Here is a 15327-nt window from a genome sequence, read left to right as displayed (position 1 = left end):
ACCTGGTAGCAGGAGACACAATGAGTACGCAGCCCTTGACCAATGGAGTGGTCCCCCAGCGCCTGGCGCGCACCCGTGAGCTGATGAGCCGCGAGGGCATTCATGCCCTGCTGGTGCCGTCGGCCGACCCGCACCTGTCGGAGTACCTGCCCGGTTACTGGCAAGGCCGGCAATGGCTGTCGGGTTTTCACGGTTCGGTCGGCACCCTGATCGTGACGGCGGATTTCGCCGGGGTCTGGGCCGATAGTCGTTATTGGGAGCAGGCGACCAAGGAACTCAAGGGCAGTGGCATCGAACTGGTCAAACTGTTGCCGGGCCAGCCCGGTCCACTGGACTGGCTGGCCGAGCAGACCCCGGAAGGGGGCGTGGTCGCGGTCGACGGCGCGGTGATGGCGGTGGCCTCGGCGCGTACCCTGGGCAACAAGCTGCAGGAGCGTGGCGCTCGCCTGCGCACCGATATCGATCTGCTGAACGAAGTCTGGAGCGATCGCCCGAGCCTGCCGGATCAGCCGATCTATCAGCATTTGCCACCCCAGGCCACGGTCAGCCGGGTCGAGAAACTCGGCAAGTTGCGCGAAACCCTGAAAGAGCGAGGCGCGGACTGGCATTTCATCGCCACCCTCGACGACATCGCCTGGCTGTTCAACCTGCGCGGTGGCGACGTCTCGTTCAACCCGGTATTCGTCTCCTTCGCCCTGATCAGCCAGCAGCAGGCGACGCTGTTCGTGGCGCTGAGCAAAGTCGATGACGCCTTGCGTGCCGTGCTGGAACAGGATGGCATCACCCTGCGTGACTACAGCGAAGTGGCCGCGGCCCTGAGTGCGATCTCCGCCGGGGCCAGCCTGCTGGTGGATCCGGCGCGGGTTACCGCCGGTTTGCTGGACAACCTCGGGAGTGGCGTGAAGCTGCTGGAAGGCTTGAACCCGACGACGTTGGCCAAGTCCCGGAAAAGCCTGGCCGATGCCGAGCATATCCGCCAGGCCATGGAGCAGGATGGTGCGGCGCTCTGCGAATTCTTCGCCTGGCTGGAGTCGGCCTGGGGCCATGAGCGCATCACCGAGCTGACCATCGACGAGCACCTGACCGCGGCCCGGGCTCGTCGCCCCGGTTATGTGTCCCTGAGTTTCAACACCATCGCCGCGTTCAACGCCAATGGCGCGATGCCGCATTACCACGCCACCGAAGAAGAGCATGCGGTGATCGAAGGCGATGGCCTGCTGCTGATCGACTCTGGCGGCCAATACCTGGGCGGCACCACGGACATTACCCGCATGGTTCCGGTTGGTACCCCGAGCGCCGAGCAGAAGCGCGATTGCACGCGGGTGCTCAAGGGCGTGATCGCCTTGTCCCGGGCGCAGTTCCCGCGGGGCATCCTGTCACCGCTGCTGGACGCCATCGCCCGCGCGCCGATCTGGGCCGAAGGTGTGGACTATGGGCACGGTACCGGCCATGGCGTGGGGTACTTTCTCAATGTCCACGAAGGCCCGCAGGTGATCGCCTATCAGGCGGCGCCGGCACCGCAAACCGCGATGCAGCCAGGGATGATCACCTCGATCGAGCCGGGGACCTATCGTCCGGGTCGTTGGGGCGTGCGCATCGAAAACCTGGCGATGAACCGCGAGGCGGGCACCACCGAGTTCGGCGAGTTCCTCAAGTTCGAAACCCTGACCCTGTGCCCGATCGACAGCCGCTGCCTGGAGCCGTCGTTGCTGACCCAGGACGAGCGTGAGTGGCTCAATGCCTATCACGCCGAAGTGCGTCGGCGCTTGCGTCCGCTGTTGCAGGGCGCGGCGCTGGAATGGCTGAATACCCGTACCGCAACTCTTTGAACGTGAATCGCGCTGCCGGCTTTGGGCCGGCAGCGCGAATTGCGTTGCTTGTCGTGTCGGAGCCTTGGCTTAGCTCAGGGCTTCGAGGACAAAGTCCAGGCGATCCTGGCCGAAAAACAGCTGGTTATCGACGAACATGCTCGGCGCGCCAAACACGCCGCGCTGCAAGGCTTGTTCGGTCTTGTCCTTGAGGGTGTTCTTGACCTCTTCATCATTGGCCAGGGCCAGCACCTCCAGCGGATCGAATCCCCCCTCACTGAGTACCGCCGCCACGGTGGCCTGATCGTTCAGGTTGCGCTTCTCGACCCAGAGTGCGCGGAACAGGCAGTCGATAAAGGCAATAAAACGCTGTGGATGTCGCAGCTGCATACCGGTCACCGCGCGCATCAGCGGCAGGGTGTTGATCGGGAAGTGCGGGTTGAACGCCAGCGGCACTTCATAACGCCTGGCACAACGCGCCAGGTCCTGAAGCATGTAGCGCCCTTTGGCGGGGATGCTGATTGGCGAGGCGTTGCCAGTGACCTTGAACACGCCACCGAGCAACATGGGTTGGTAAATCAGTTGGCTGCCCGTCTGGGCACAGATCTTCGGCAGTTGGGTGTAGGCCAGGTAAGAGGTCGGGCTGCCCAGGTCGAAAAAGAACTCGACGGTTTTACTCATCGGTGCTGCTCCTTTTTTGTTGTTATGGGGGAGGGGCTACCAGCGTTCGCTCCAGGGCCGCAGATCCAGTTCGAAGGTCCAGGCATCCCGGGGCTGGCTGTGCAGATGCCAATAGTTATCGGCGATGTGTTCGGGGTTGAGGATGCCGTCTTCATCCTTGAGTGCGTATTTTTCCGGGAAGCTGTTGCGGATGAAGTCAGTGTCGATGGCGCCATCGACCACCACATGAGCCACGTGGATATTCAACGGTCCCAGCTCCCGGGCCATGCTTTGCGCCAGTGCGCGAATGCCATGCTTGGCTCCGGCAAAGGCGGCAAACCCCGCAGCGCCACGCAAGCCCGCGGTGGCGCCGGTGAACAGGATGGTTCCGCGTTTGCGAGTGACCATGCGCTTGGCCACTTCCCGCGCATTGAGGAAACCCGAGAAGCAGGCCATCTCCCAGATCTTGAAGTACTTGCGCGCTGTTTCCTCAAGGATGCTGCACGGCACGTTGGCGCCAATATTGAACACCAGGGCTTCGATCGGGCCGATTTCGCTTTCGATCTGTTCGATCAAGGCAATCACTTCTTCCTCTTTTCGAGCATCGCAGGCGAACCCGTGGGCTTCGCCTCCCGATTGCCGGATGGCCTCCACCAGTGGCTGCAACTTGTCCGCGCTGCGTCGGGTGACACAGGCCACAAGACCTTCCCGGGCAAAACGCTTGGCGATGGCACCGCCCGTGGCATCGCCAGCCCCGACGACCAATACGACTTTCTTGTTCTCTGTAGCTGTAGTCATGGTGGGATCGCTCTATTGGTAAACGTTCGTTAACTGAACGAACGTTATGCTACGATTCGCCGAGCGTCAAGGCGAAGGAAAGAGAGGAGAGTCATGCGTTATTCAGCCAGTCACAAGCAGGAAACCAGGGAGCGGTTGCTGCAGAGCAGCGCGGTGTCAGCGAAAAAAGAAGGGTTTTCGACCGTGGGGGTCGATGGCCTGATGAAAGCGATCGGACTGAGTGGTGGGGCGTTCTACAGCCACTTTTCGTCCAAGGATGAGCTGTTCGGTTCGATTGTCGAACGGGAACTGAGCCAGAGCCTTGAGCGCTTGGGCGCCGATGGTGAGCAAAGCCGGATGCGGTTTGAGCGCTGCCTCAAGCACTATTTGAGCATGGCGCACGTCGAGAGCCCGGAAACGGGCTGTGCGCTGCCGGCCTTGGGCGCGGAAATTTCACGGGCGGACGAGGTGGTTCGACAGCAGGCGGAAGACTGGATTTGCCGTTTGCAGCAGAGCTGGGCGCGCACCCTGGGCAGCGAGAGCCTGGCCTGGTCGATCCTGTCGCAATGTGTAGGGGCGTTGGTGGTGGCGCGAATGCTGGTCAGCCCGGACATTCAGCGCCAGGTCCTGAAATCGAGCCATGACGAAATTGTTCGTCAGTTGCCAGCGCAGGATATGCAGTAGGCAGCTGCTGCCTACTTGCAGATGACGATCATGCTGCGGCTGGTGTAACCCGCGGGGTTCAGGCCGAAGGGGTAATCACCCGGATCCTCCACCGTATCGCCAGACTTGGCGATCACTTTGTAGCCTTTGGGGCCACAGGAGGTAGCAGCGCTGGCGTAGCATTTGTCCCAGGAGGAGGACAGGCCGGAGCAGTTGATATGCAGGCCCTTTTTTCCGCGCTTGACCTCGGTTTTCGAAGTTGCGGCGCAACCTGCGATGGCAAGTACGGCTAACAGAATCAAAAAACGTTTCATTCCTGTCCCTATTGCTGATCCCGGATCTGCTGTCCGGGTTCGACTGCGTTAGCGTCTGTGCGGTCCTTGCCCGAAAAATCCATGACTGGCGCTGAGTTACAGCGCCTAAACATGGCCTAATTGAGCGGCAAATGCCAGAGCTATGTACAGCCGCGAATCAATCCGCCGCTACCAAAGGTTTCGATTCGCTGCGCATGGTCAGGGTCGCGCCCACTGACGCCAGGATGATGCAGGCAATTGCCAGCCACTGCGCGAGAGACAGGTACTCGTGGAGGAACAGTAGCCCGGATAGAGCCCCGAAAGCTGGCTCGATACTCATCAGCGTGCCGAAGGTTCTCGCCGGCATTCGGGTCAGGGCGACCATCTCCAGGCTATAGGGTAGGGCGGTGGACAGAATGGCCACGCCGATGGCGATGGGAATCAGGCCGGGTGTCAGCAAGGCAGCCCCGGCATGCACGATACCGATTGGGGCAACGAACAAAGCGGCGATCATTACGCCCAGTGCTGCGGTTTGGACGCCGTTATCGGCTCCGGCTTTTTGCCCGAACAGAATGTAAAGCGCCCAGCACACACCAGCCCCCAAGGCATAGCTTGCGCCGATCAGGTCGATGCCGGCGCTGGTATCGCTGGTAGGGATCAACAGTAGAAGGCCGATAACCGCCAGGAGGATCCAGAGAAAGTCGATGGCTTTTCGCGAAGCATAAATGGCCACGGCAAGTGGGCCGGTGAACTCCAGGGCCACGGCGATTCCCAGAGGAACGCTGCGTAGCGACATATAGAAGAGGAAGTTCATTCCACCCAGCGCCATGCCGTAGACGATGACGGTACGCAGGGACTTGGCGGTGAGCTTCGCGCGCCACGGGCGCAATAGCAGCAGCATGATGATGCTGGCGAAGATCAGGCGCAGTGTGGTGGTGCCTTGTGCGCCCACGATCGGGAACATGCTTTTGGCCAGTGAGGCGCCGGACTGGATGGACGCCATGGCAATAAGCAGCAGTCCCACCGGGAACAGGGTCGAGGCTAGTCTGTGGGGCTGGTCATTCATGGCAAGGCATCATCCGGATCAGAGGGCGGTAGGTTCGGTGCGCCGACATGATGCTTAACTAAGAACGCTTGAGCAATATATTGCTCATGGTGTTTCTGCTCTTCTTATATAGAGGAGAATTCATCTGTTTTTGCAGGTTATTGATAGAAAAGAAAAATTAGGGGTTGACGGCAGATTCTGGAAGTCTATAATTCGCCCCACTTCCGGCGCAGTCGAAACGGAAAACTCCTTGAGATTCAACGAGTTACGAGGTTTTCGGCAGCGGCACGCTTCAGTTCATCGAAGCCCGAAGGAGTCGGTTCGGCAGCGTGTTTTCGCCGAATTGACGGTTCGATCTTCTCGGTCGAAAGCGGAGAAAAAGAGGTGTTGACAGCAGCGTGTAACGCTGTAGAATTCGCCTCCCGCTGACGAGAGATCGGAAGCGCAAGTGGTTGAAGTTGCAAAGGAAACTTTGAAAACTTCTTAAAATAACCGCTTGACAGATGCAGAGGCTGCTGTAGAATGCGCGCCTCGGTTGAGACGAAAGACTTAACCAACCGCTCTTTAACAACTGAATCAAGCAATTCGTGTGGGTGCTTGTGGAGTCAGACTGATAGTCAGAAAGATTATCAGCATCACAAGTTGCTCCGCGAGAAATCAAAGATGTAACCAACGATTGCTGAGCCAAGTTTAGGGTTTTCTCAAAACCCAAAGATGTTTGAACTGAAGAGTTTGATCATGGCTCAGATTGAACGCTGGCGGCAGGCCTAACACATGCAAGTCGAGCGGTAGAGAGGTGCTTGCACCTCTTGAGAGCGGCGGACGGGTGAGTAATGCCTAGGAATCTGCCTGGTAGTGGGGGATAACGTCCGGAAACGGACGCTAATACCGCATACGTCCTACGGGAGAAAGCAGGGGACCTTCGGGCCTTGCGCTATCAGATGAGCCTAGGTCGGATTAGCTAGTTGGTGAGGTAATGGCTCACCAAGGCGACGATCCGTAACTGGTCTGAGAGGATGATCAGTCACACTGGAACTGAGACACGGTCCAGACTCCTACGGGAGGCAGCAGTGGGGAATATTGGACAATGGGCGAAAGCCTGATCCAGCCATGCCGCGTGTGTGAAGAAGGTCTTCGGATTGTAAAGCACTTTAAGTTGGGAGGAAGGGTACTTACCTAATACGTGAGTATTTTGACGTTACCGACAGAATAAGCACCGGCTAACTCTGTGCCAGCAGCCGCGGTAATACAGAGGGTGCAAGCGTTAATCGGAATTACTGGGCGTAAAGCGCGCGTAGGTGGTTCGTTAAGTTGGATGTGAAATCCCCGGGCTCAACCTGGGAACTGCATCCAAAACTGGCGAGCTAGAGTATGGTAGAGGGTGGTGGAATTTCCTGTGTAGCGGTGAAATGCGTAGATATAGGAAGGAACACCAGTGGCGAAGGCGACCACCTGGACTGATACTGACACTGAGGTGCGAAAGCGTGGGGAGCAAACAGGATTAGATACCCTGGTAGTCCACGCCGTAAACGATGTCAACTAGCCGTTGGGAGCCTTGAGCTCTTAGTGGCGCAGCTAACGCATTAAGTTGACCGCCTGGGGAGTACGGCCGCAAGGTTAAAACTCAAATGAATTGACGGGGGCCCGCACAAGCGGTGGAGCATGTGGTTTAATTCGAAGCAACGCGAAGAACCTTACCAGGCCTTGACATCCAATGAACTTTCCAGAGATGGATTGGTGCCTTCGGGAGCATTGAGACAGGTGCTGCATGGCTGTCGTCAGCTCGTGTCGTGAGATGTTGGGTTAAGTCCCGTAACGAGCGCAACCCTTGTCCTTAGTTACCAGCACGTTATGGTGGGCACTCTAAGGAGACTGCCGGTGACAAACCGGAGGAAGGTGGGGATGACGTCAAGTCATCATGGCCCTTACGGCCTGGGCTACACACGTGCTACAATGGTCGGTACAGAGGGTTGCCAAGCCGCGAGGTGGAGCTAATCCCACAAAACCGATCGTAGTCCGGATCGCAGTCTGCAACTCGACTGCGTGAAGTCGGAATCGCTAGTAATCGCGAATCAGAATGTCGCGGTGAATACGTTCCCGGGCCTTGTACACACCGCCCGTCACACCATGGGAGTGGGTTGCACCAGAAGTAGCTAGTCTAACCTTCGGGAGGACGGTTACCACGGTGTGATTCATGACTGGGGTGAAGTCGTAACAAGGTAGCCGTAGGGGAACCTGCGGCTGGATCACCTCCTTAATCGACGACATCAGCTGCTTCATAAGCTCCCACACGAATTGCTTGATTCATTGAAGAAGACGATTGGGTCTGTAGCTCAGTTGGTTAGAGCGCACCCCTGATAAGGGTGAGGTCGGCAGTTCGAATCTGCCCAGACCCACCAATTACTGGTGCACCCTGTAGCGATACGGGGCCATAGCTCAGCTGGGAGAGCGCCTGCCTTGCACGCAGGAGGTCAGCGGTTCGATCCCGCTTGGCTCCACCATTACAGATTGGTGTCCATCGTTTAAAGCTTAGAAATGAGCATTCCGCTGATAGGCGATGAATGTTGATTTCTGATCTTTATCAGAATCGTTCTTTAAAAATTTGGGTATGTGATAGAAAGATAGACTGAATGGCACTTTCACTGGTGTTTATTCAGGCTAAGGTAAAATTTGTGAGTTTAATCGCGAATTTTCGGCGAATGTCGTCTTCACAGTATAACCAGATTGCTTGGGGTTATATGGTCAAGTGAAGAAGCGCATACGGTGGATGCCTTGGCAGTCAGAGGCGATGAAAGACGTGGTAGCCTGCGAAAAGCTTCGGGGAGTCGGCAAACAGACTTTGATCCGGAGATGTCTGAATGGGGGAACCCAGCCATCATAAGATGGTTATCTTGTACTGAATACATAGGTGCAAGAAGCGAACCAGGGGAACTGAAACATCTAAGTACCCTGAGGAAAAGAAATCAACCGAGATTCCCTTAGTAGTGGCGAGCGAACGGGGACTAGCCCTTAAGTGGCTTTGAGATTAGCGGAACGCTCTGGAAAGTGCGGCCATAGTGGGTGATAGCCCTGTACGCGAAAGTCTCTTAGTCATGAAATCGAGTAGGACGGAGCACGAGAAACTTTGTCTGAATATGGGGGGACCATCCTCCAAGGCTAAATACTACTGACTGACCGATAGTGAACTAGTACCGTGAGGGAAAGGCGAAAAGAACCCCGGAGAGGGGAGTGAAATAGATCCTGAAACCGTATGCGTACAAGCAGTGGGAGCAGACTTTGTTCTGTGACTGCGTACCTTTTGTATAATGGGTCAGCGACTTATATTCAGTGGCGAGCTTAACCGAATAGGGGAGGCGTAGCGAAAGCGAGTCTTAATAGGGCGTTTAGTCGCTGGGTATAGACCCGAAACCGGGCGATCTATCCATGGGCAGGTTGAAGGTTAGGTAACACTGACTGGAGGACCGAACCGACTACCGTTGAAAAGTTAGCGGATGACCTGTGGATCGGAGTGAAAGGCTAATCAAGCTCGGAGATAGCTGGTTCTCCTCGAAAGCTATTTAGGTAGCGCCTCATGTATCACTGTAGGGGGTAGAGCACTGTTTCGGCTAGGGGGTCATCCCGACTTACCAAACCGATGCAAACTCCGAATACCTACAAGTGCCGAGCATGGGAGACACACGGCGGGTGCTAACGTCCGTCGTGAAAAGGGAAACAACCCAGACCGTCAGCTAAGGTCCCAAAGTTATGGTTAAGTGGGAAACGATGTGGGAAGGCTTAGACAGCTAGGAGGTTGGCTTAGAAGCAGCCACCCTTTAAAGAAAGCGTAATAGCTCACTAGTCGAGTCGGCCTGCGCGGAAGATGTAACGGGGCTCAAACCATACACCGAAGCTACGGGTATCACGTAAGTGATGCGGTAGAGGAGCGTTCTGTAAGCCTGTGAAGGTGAGTTGAGAAGCTTGCTGGAGGTATCAGAAGTGCGAATGCTGACATGAGTAACGACAATGGGTGTGAAAAACACCCACGCCGAAAGACCAAGGTTTCCTGCGCAACGTTAATCGACGCAGGGTTAGTCGGTCCCTAAGGCGAGGCTGAAAAGCGTAGTCGATGGAAAACAGGTTAATATTCCTGTACTTCTAGTTATTGCGATGGAGGGACGGAGAAGGCTAGGCCAGCTTGGCGTTGGTTGTCCAAGTTTAAGGTGGTAGGCTGGAATCTTAGGTAAATCCGGGGTTCCAAGGCCGAGAGCTGATGACGAGTTACCTTTCAGGTGACGAAGTGGTTGATGCCATGCTTCCAAGAAAAGCTTCTAAGCTTCAGATAACTAGGAACCGTACCCCAAACCGACACAGGTGGTTGGGTAGAGAATACCAAGGCGCTTGAGAGAACTCGGGTGAAGGAACTAGGCAAAATGGCACCGTAACTTCGGGAGAAGGTGCGCCGGTGAGGGTGAAGGACTTGCTCCGTAAGCCCATGCCGGTCGAAGATACCAGGCCGCTGCGACTGTTTATTAAAAACACAGCACTCTGCAAACACGAAAGTGGACGTATAGGGTGTGACGCCTGCCCGGTGCCGGAAGGTTAATTGATGGGGTTAGCTAACGCGAAGCTCTTGATCGAAGCCCCGGTAAACGGCGGCCGTAACTATAACGGTCCTAAGGTAGCGAAATTCCTTGTCGGGTAAGTTCCGACCTGCACGAATGGCGTAACGATGGCGGCGCTGTCTCCACCCGAGACTCAGTGAAATTGAAATCGCTGTGAAGATGCAGTGTATCCGCGGCTAGACGGAAAGACCCCGTGAACCTTTACTATAGCTTTGCACTGGACTTTGAATTTGCTTGTGTAGGATAGGTGGGAGGCTTTGAAGCGTGGACGCCAGTTCGCGTGGAGCCATCCTTGAAATACCACCCTGGCAACTTTGAGGTTCTAACTCAGGTCCGTCATCCGGATCGAGGACAGTGTATGGTGGGTAGTTTGACTGGGGCGGTCTCCTCCTAAAGAGTAACGGAGGAGTACGAAGGTGCGCTCAGACCGGTCGGAAATCGGTCGTAGAGTATAAAGGCAAAAGCGCGCTTGACTGCGAGACAGACACGTCGAGCAGGTACGAAAGTAGGTCTTAGTGATCCGGTGGTTCTGTATGGAAGGGCCATCGCTCAACGGATAAAAGGTACTCCGGGGATAACAGGCTGATACCGCCCAAGAGTTCATATCGACGGCGGTGTTTGGCACCTCGATGTCGGCTCATCACATCCTGGGGCTGAAGCCGGTCCCAAGGGTATGGCTGTTCGCCATTTAAAGTGGTACGCGAGCTGGGTTTAGAACGTCGTGAGACAGTTCGGTCCCTATCTGCCGTGGACGTTTGAGATTTGAGAGGGGCTGCTCCTAGTACGAGAGGACCGGAGTGGACGAACCTCTGGTGTTCCGGTTGTCACGCCAGTGGCATTGCCGGGTAGCTATGTTCGGAAAAGATAACCGCTGAAAGCATCTAAGCGGGAAACTTGCCTCAAGATGAGATCTCACTGGAACCTTGAGTTCCCTAAAGGGCCGTCGAAGACTACGACGTTGATAGGTTGGGTGTGTAAGCGCTGTGAGGCGTTGAGCTAACCAATACTAATTGCCCGTGAGGCTTGACCATATAACACCCAAGCAATTTGCTTAAACAGCGGATTGCGGTGTGTGAAGACGAAACGAACCGAAAGTTTGCACGACTCACAACAGCACCATAAAGCTATTACATACCCAATTTGCCGAAGCGTCGAAAGACGAGTTGGCACACCGAATTTCTTGACGACCATAGAGCATTGGAACCACCTGATCCCATCCCGAACTCAGAAGTGAAACGATGCATCGCCGATGGTAGTGTGGGGTTTCCCCATGTGAGAGTAGGTCATCGTCAAGATTAAATTCCGAAACCCCAATTGCGAAAGCAGTTGGGGTTTTGTCTTTTGCGCGTAGAAAAACCGGAGAGCAGCGCCCTTCGACTCAAGCACTATCTCAAGCCGAAGGCACCCTTGACCGGCGTTAACGTACCAGGCTGCTGTGTGTTAGGCGGGCTACCCACTTGCCATGCTGCTCAGCACTCTTCAATGCCCGCAGTTTCTCCGGCAATTGGTTGAAGTCGAATTCAATCAGCGGTGCAGGTTGCAGAAGACCCGACACGGTTTGGCTCATCAGTTGTTCGGCGTACTGACGTAGCTGTTGCCAGTCGGCCCGGCTGCCATAAGCGTGAATGCTGTTGAGAGCCACCTCGTGGAGTGAGATCGCGGTGCTGAACGCCGGCAATGGCGCCGTCTCCTGACGATCCTGAATGCACACCAGGTGCCCGTTATAGCCCAGCAGCGCTGCCAGGCTGCGCGCATGAGCGCCGCTGACGGTATCGAACAGCGCATGCAGGCGACGTTCCCCCAACCGTGATTGCAGTTCGGTTTGCCAAGTGTCTGCCTGATAGTCGAAGACCCCGACCGCGCCCTGCGCCAGCAAGCGCGCATGATGCTTGGCGGACGCCGTCGCCCACACTCGCAAACCGCGTTGTGCCGCCAATTGAACCAGCAGTGAACCCACTGCTCCGCCGGCCCCCACCACCAGCACATCAGAGGCACCCATGACGGGGACTTTATCCAGCGCCTGCAAGGCGGTCAGGCCGGGGCAGGGCAGGCTGGCGGCAACCGCGTCATCCAGTGAGTCAGGAATCGGCAGCGCCGCATCGGCATCGAGCAGGCAATACTCGGCGAAGCTACCATCACGGCTCAGCGACTGGTGATAAGCCACCCGCGTCCCGACCTTCAGCGTCACTGCGGCTCCCACGGCCACCACCACACCGATACCATCGACACCAGGCACCCGGCCGCTATGCCAATCGGCATGCCCCCACTCGATGATCTTCCAGTCCACCGGGTTGAGAGCGATCGCGGTATTGGCGATCAACACTTCCTTGGGCCCCGGTTGTGGCAATACCTTGCGGATCAGTTGAAGGCCTTCCAGGCCGGCCCCTGCGGTCCAGCCCCAGGCGTTGTATTCAGTTGACATGGTGAAACCTCGGCAGTACGAATTCGGCAATTTCCTCGATGACCTCGGCCACCGGGCGTTCGCTGCGCCGCAGATGCAGGCCGACATGCTGCACGCCCGCTTCTCGCAGGGCCTGCAACTCGTCGATCAGCGCCAGGCGCCCACAAAGCCCACCAAAACGCAGGCGCTGCATGGGCGCATGCGGATCGGCGGCGAGGTCCAGATGGATGAAGCTGATATAGGGCTTGTCCCCACCGACCTCCCGCCAGAGTGCGGCGCGTCGCCGGTGTTCTTCCGGGGTGCCCGGGTAGGCCAGCCAGCCGTCCATGTGCTCGCCGATCCAGGCCGGCGATTGCTGGCCCAGCCCGGCCACCAGCAGCGGTGCGGCTTCAGGACGCTGTGGCAGCAGGTGCGCGCCCTCGGGCAGCCGATCCTGCCCCTGGCTGTGCAGCAGCTCGACAGCATCGCGGAAGAGCTCCCCCCGCTGGGCGTAATCGACGCCGAACAGCGGATACTCCATCGGCCGGTCGCCACTGGCGACCCCCAGCAGCAAGCGACCATCGCTCAGCTCGTCGATGCTGTTGGCCGCCTTGAGGGTCAGCCACGGCTGACGCAGCGGTAGGACCACCGCGGCGGTCCCGAGCATGATGTTCTGCGTGATACCGGTCAGGTAGCCGAGGTAGGAAAAGGTTTCGAAGACCTGAGCGGCATCGCCGAAATTCGGGTCGTACACCGGCACGTCACGTACCCACAGCGCGCGAAAGCCGGCCTGGTCCGCCAGGCGGGCGAGGGTTGCATGGTGCTTGAGGTCTGGCACGCCGAAAGGGCGACCTTCGATCTGGCGCAGGCGCTGGCCATCGCTCGACCAGTCATTGTCCAGGGGCAGTTCCAGGCCGATGGAAAAATTGTTCCTGCCAAGCAGGCGTTGAAAACGAGGGTGCATGAAGGGCTCCAGCGTCTCGCCCGTGGCAAGACGGTCATAGGGATCACAGGGCAGCAGTATCCCCAGGCCCGGCCCACGGAAAAATGCATGAATCGGAACAACAATCTTGAGCGGGCATCACGAATCGGCCGAATTCTTCATGAAAGCGCCGGGGCGCTTTTTGGTATGGTGCAGCTCGCTTTTCAAGGGACCGACAGTCACCCGCACGGACCAGCGTTCACTATTCCACGAGAAGCTGTAGCAATGCCTGAACCGATACCGATCAAAGACCACGAAAAAGAGACGCAGCTGGTCAACAAAAGACTGTTGGCCTGTGCCCTGTTGGTGGTCGCGATCACCTGTACCCTGATCGGGCGCCTGTACTTCCTGCAGGTGGTCGAGTTCGACTATCACTCGACCATTTCCGAAAACAATCGTGTGCACGTGCTGCCCATCACCCCGACTCGCGGCCTGATCTACGATCGCAACGGCGTGCTGCTGGCCGACAACCGCCCCAGTTTCAACCTGACCCTCACCCGCGAGCGCACCACCGACCTCAAAGGCGAGCTGGACCAGGTGGTCAGCCTGCTGCACCTGCCCGCCGAAGACCGCGTCCTGTTCGACAAGGCACTGAAGCAGTCACGCCATCCATTCGTGCCGGTCACCCTGTTCTATGAACTGACCGAAGAGCAGATCGCCGTACTGGCGGTCAACGAGTACCGCTTGCCGGGGCTGGAGGTCGAGGCGCAGTTTGTGCGGCACTACCCGATGGGCGCGCACTTCGCCCATTCCATCGGCTATGTCGGGCGCATCAACGAGAAGGAAGCCAAGGTCCTGGACTCGGTGGAATACCGCGGCACCCAGTCGATCGGCAAGACCGGGATCGAGCGGTTCTACGAGTCCGAGCTGCATGGCCATGTCGGCTATGAAGAGGTGGAAACCAACGCCCAGGGCCGGGTCATGCGGGTGCTCAAGCACACCGATCCGATCCCTGGGAAAAACATCGTGCTCAGCCTCGACGTGAAGTTGCAGGAAGCGGCCGAGGCGGCCCTGGGCGACCGTCGCGGATCGGTGGTGGCCCTCGATCCGCAGACCGGCGAAGTGCTGGCCATGGTCAGCAAGCCGAGCTTCGACCCGAACCTGTTCGTCACCGGCATCAGCTTCAAGGAGTACAGCGCGTTACGCGACTCCATCGACCGGCCGCTGTTCAACCGCGTGCTGCGCGGCCTGTATGCGCCAGGCTCGACCATCAAGCCGGAAGTGGCGATCGCCGGGCTGGATTCCGGGGTGGTCAACGCCTCGACCCGGGTGTTCGATCCGGGTTACTACCAACTGCCGGACGTCGACCACAAATACCGCAACTGGAACCACAGTGGCGACGGTTGGGTAGACCTGGACGCGGCGATCATGCGTTCCAACGACACCTACTTCTACGACCTGGCGCACAAGCTCGGTATCGATCGCCTGCACGATTACCTGGCGATGTTCGGCCTGGGCGAGAAAGTCTCCCTGGACATGTTCGAGGAAGCGCCGGGACTGATGCCATCCCAGGCCTGGAAGCGCGCCACTCGGCGCCAGCCGTGGTTCCCCGGCGAGACGGTGATCCTCGGTATCGGCCAAGGCTACATGCAGGTCACGCCGCTGCAACTGGCCCAGGCGACGGCGCTGATCGCCAACAAGGGCGTGTGGAACCGTCCTCACCTGGCCAAGACCGTCGATGGCGTGGCACCGGTGGACGAACACCCGATGCCGAACATCCGGCTCAAGGATCCGGCCGACTGGGACCAGGTCAGCCACGGCATGCAGATGGTGATGCACGCGCCCCGGGGCACCGCGCGCGACGCAGCGGCCGGCGCGCAATACCGCATCGCCGGCAAGAGCGGTACGGCGCAGGTGGTGGCGATCAAGCAGGGCGAGCGTTACAACCGGCTCAAGACCCGCGAGCGTCATCGGGACAATGCCTTGTTCGTCGGTTTCGCCCCGGCCGAGCACCCACAGATCGTGGTGGCGGTGATGATCGAAAACGGCGAGGCCGGTGGTCGGGTCGCGGGCCCTGTGGTGCGTCAGGTCATGGATGCCTGGCTGCTCGATCAGCAAGGCCACCTGAAGCCGCAATACGCCAGCCCCGGCAAGGGGCCGGACGTTCCCCACGCCTGA

At 58.0% G+C, this 15327-nt stretch carries 9 protein-coding genes, 2 tRNA genes and 3 rRNA genes; 8 read left to right on the top strand and 6 right to left on the bottom strand.

From position 1 onward, the window contains the following. The first annotated feature begins 20 nt into the window (after positions 1–20). Positions 21–1829 (top strand): aminopeptidase P family protein, encoded by a 1809-nt coding sequence (locus tag IF690_RS20245; RefSeq protein ID WP_202697115.1) that lies wholly within the window; start codon positions 21–23, stop codon positions 1827–1829. Between the two features lie 69 nt (positions 1830–1898). Here the strand turns inward: IF690_RS20245 and IF690_RS20240 are convergent, their stop codons facing one another. Further along, positions 1899–2489 carry a 2-hydroxychromene-2-carboxylate isomerase gene (locus IF690_RS20240; protein ID WP_202697114.1) on the bottom strand — a complete coding sequence of 197 codons (591 nt, stop codon included), beginning with the start codon at positions 2487–2489 and terminating at the stop codon, positions 1899–1901. 36 nt (positions 2490–2525) lie between these two features. Continuing rightward, positions 2526–3266, bottom strand: coding sequence for an SDR family oxidoreductase (locus tag IF690_RS20235; RefSeq protein WP_202697113.1), 741 nt, complete (start codon positions 3264–3266; stop codon positions 2526–2528). Between the two features lie 93 nt (positions 3267–3359). On the opposite strand from IF690_RS20235, the gene IF690_RS20230 reads away from it, so the two are divergent. Beyond that, the gene (locus IF690_RS20230; RefSeq protein WP_202697112.1) at positions 3360–3929 is read left to right on the top strand and encodes a TetR/AcrR family transcriptional regulator; all 570 of its coding nucleotides are present in this window, start codon (positions 3360–3362) and stop codon (positions 3927–3929) included. A gap of 11 nt (positions 3930–3940) precedes the next feature. Here the strand turns inward: IF690_RS20230 and IF690_RS20225 are convergent, their stop codons facing one another. Next, positions 3941–4222, bottom strand: a complete 282-nt coding sequence (locus IF690_RS20225) for a hypothetical protein (protein ID WP_009050041.1) — start codon at positions 4220–4222, stop codon at positions 3941–3943. A 157-nt stretch (positions 4223–4379) separates the two neighbouring features. After that, positions 4380–5267, bottom strand: coding sequence for a threonine/homoserine exporter RhtA (gene rhtA, locus IF690_RS20220; RefSeq protein ID WP_202697111.1), 888 nt, complete (start codon positions 5265–5267; stop codon positions 4380–4382). Positions 5268–5966: 699 nt separating this feature from the next. On the opposite strand from rhtA, the gene IF690_RS20215 reads away from it, so the two are divergent. From IF690_RS20215 to rrf, 5 genes are all read left to right on the top strand, one after another. Beyond that, a 16S ribosomal RNA gene (locus tag IF690_RS20215) occupies positions 5967–7503 on the top strand. 65 nt (positions 7504–7568) lie between these two features. Next, positions 7569–7645: transfer RNA gene (locus IF690_RS20210), tRNA-Ile, on the top strand. Positions 7646–7671: 26 nt separating this feature from the next. Continuing rightward, a tRNA-Ala gene (locus IF690_RS20205) sits at positions 7672–7747 on the top strand. 239 nt (positions 7748–7986) lie between these two features. Next, positions 7987–10878, top strand: a 23S ribosomal RNA gene (locus tag IF690_RS20200). 148 nt (positions 10879–11026) lie between these two features. After that, positions 11027–11142 (top strand): 5S ribosomal RNA (rrf, locus tag IF690_RS20195). The 16S, 23S and 5S rRNA genes sit together here with 2 tRNA genes alongside, the layout of an rRNA operon. A gap of 122 nt (positions 11143–11264) precedes the next feature. On the opposite strand, the gene IF690_RS20190 is transcribed toward rrf, so the two are convergent. Then, positions 11265–12269, bottom strand: coding sequence for a zinc-binding dehydrogenase (locus IF690_RS20190; RefSeq protein WP_202697110.1), 1005 nt, complete (start codon positions 12267–12269; stop codon positions 11265–11267). Further along, a complete protein-coding gene (locus IF690_RS20185) occupies positions 12259–13191 on the bottom strand; it encodes a TIGR03571 family LLM class oxidoreductase (protein WP_202697109.1) in 933 nt (310 codons plus the stop codon). The genes IF690_RS20190 and IF690_RS20185 overlap by 11 nt, the downstream gene beginning before the upstream one ends. A gap of 243 nt (positions 13192–13434) precedes the next feature. Between IF690_RS20185 and mrdA the strand changes: the two genes are divergently transcribed. After that, complete coding sequence (mrdA, locus tag IF690_RS20180) at positions 13435–15327, top strand: penicillin-binding protein 2 (protein WP_202697108.1); 1893 nt, start codon at positions 13435–13437, stop codon at positions 15325–15327.

This window comes from Pseudomonas sp. SK3(2021) (assembly GCF_016772375.1).
Lineage (GTDB): Bacteria > Pseudomonadota > Gammaproteobacteria > Pseudomonadales > Pseudomonadaceae > Aquipseudomonas > Aquipseudomonas chlororaphis_I.
This window is presented reverse-complemented; position numbering and strand designations above follow the sequence as displayed.

Bases quoted from the DNA above. Each gene is read 5' to 3' on its own strand.
- IF690_RS20190 (WP_202697110.1), bottom strand. From the start codon at position 12,269: ATGTCAACTGAATACAACGCCTGGGGCTGGACCGCAGGGGCCGGCCTG.
- mrdA (WP_202697108.1), top strand. From the start codon at position 13,435: ATGCCTGAACCGATACCGATCAAAGACCACGAAAAAGAGACGCAGCTG.
- IF690_RS20245 (WP_202697115.1), top strand. From the start codon at position 21: ATGAGTACGCAGCCCTTGACCAATGGAGTGGTCCCCCAGCGCCTGGCG.
- IF690_RS20230 (WP_202697112.1), top strand. From the start codon at position 3,360: ATGCGTTATTCAGCCAGTCACAAGCAGGAAACCAGGGAGCGGTTGCTG.
- IF690_RS20235 (WP_202697113.1), bottom strand. From the start codon at position 3,266: ATGACTACAGCTACAGAGAACAAGAAAGTCGTATTGGTCGTCGGGGCT.
- IF690_RS20225 (WP_009050041.1), bottom strand. From the start codon at position 4,222: ATGAAACGTTTTTTGATTCTGTTAGCCGTACTTGCCATCGCAGGTTGC.
- rhtA (WP_202697111.1), bottom strand. From the start codon at position 5,267: ATGAATGACCAGCCCCACAGACTAGCCTCGACCCTGTTCCCGGTGGGA.
- IF690_RS20185 (WP_202697109.1), bottom strand. From the start codon at position 13,191: ATGCACCCTCGTTTTCAACGCCTGCTTGGCAGGAACAATTTTTCCATC.
- IF690_RS20240 (WP_202697114.1), bottom strand. From the start codon at position 2,489: ATGAGTAAAACCGTCGAGTTCTTTTTCGACCTGGGCAGCCCGACCTCT.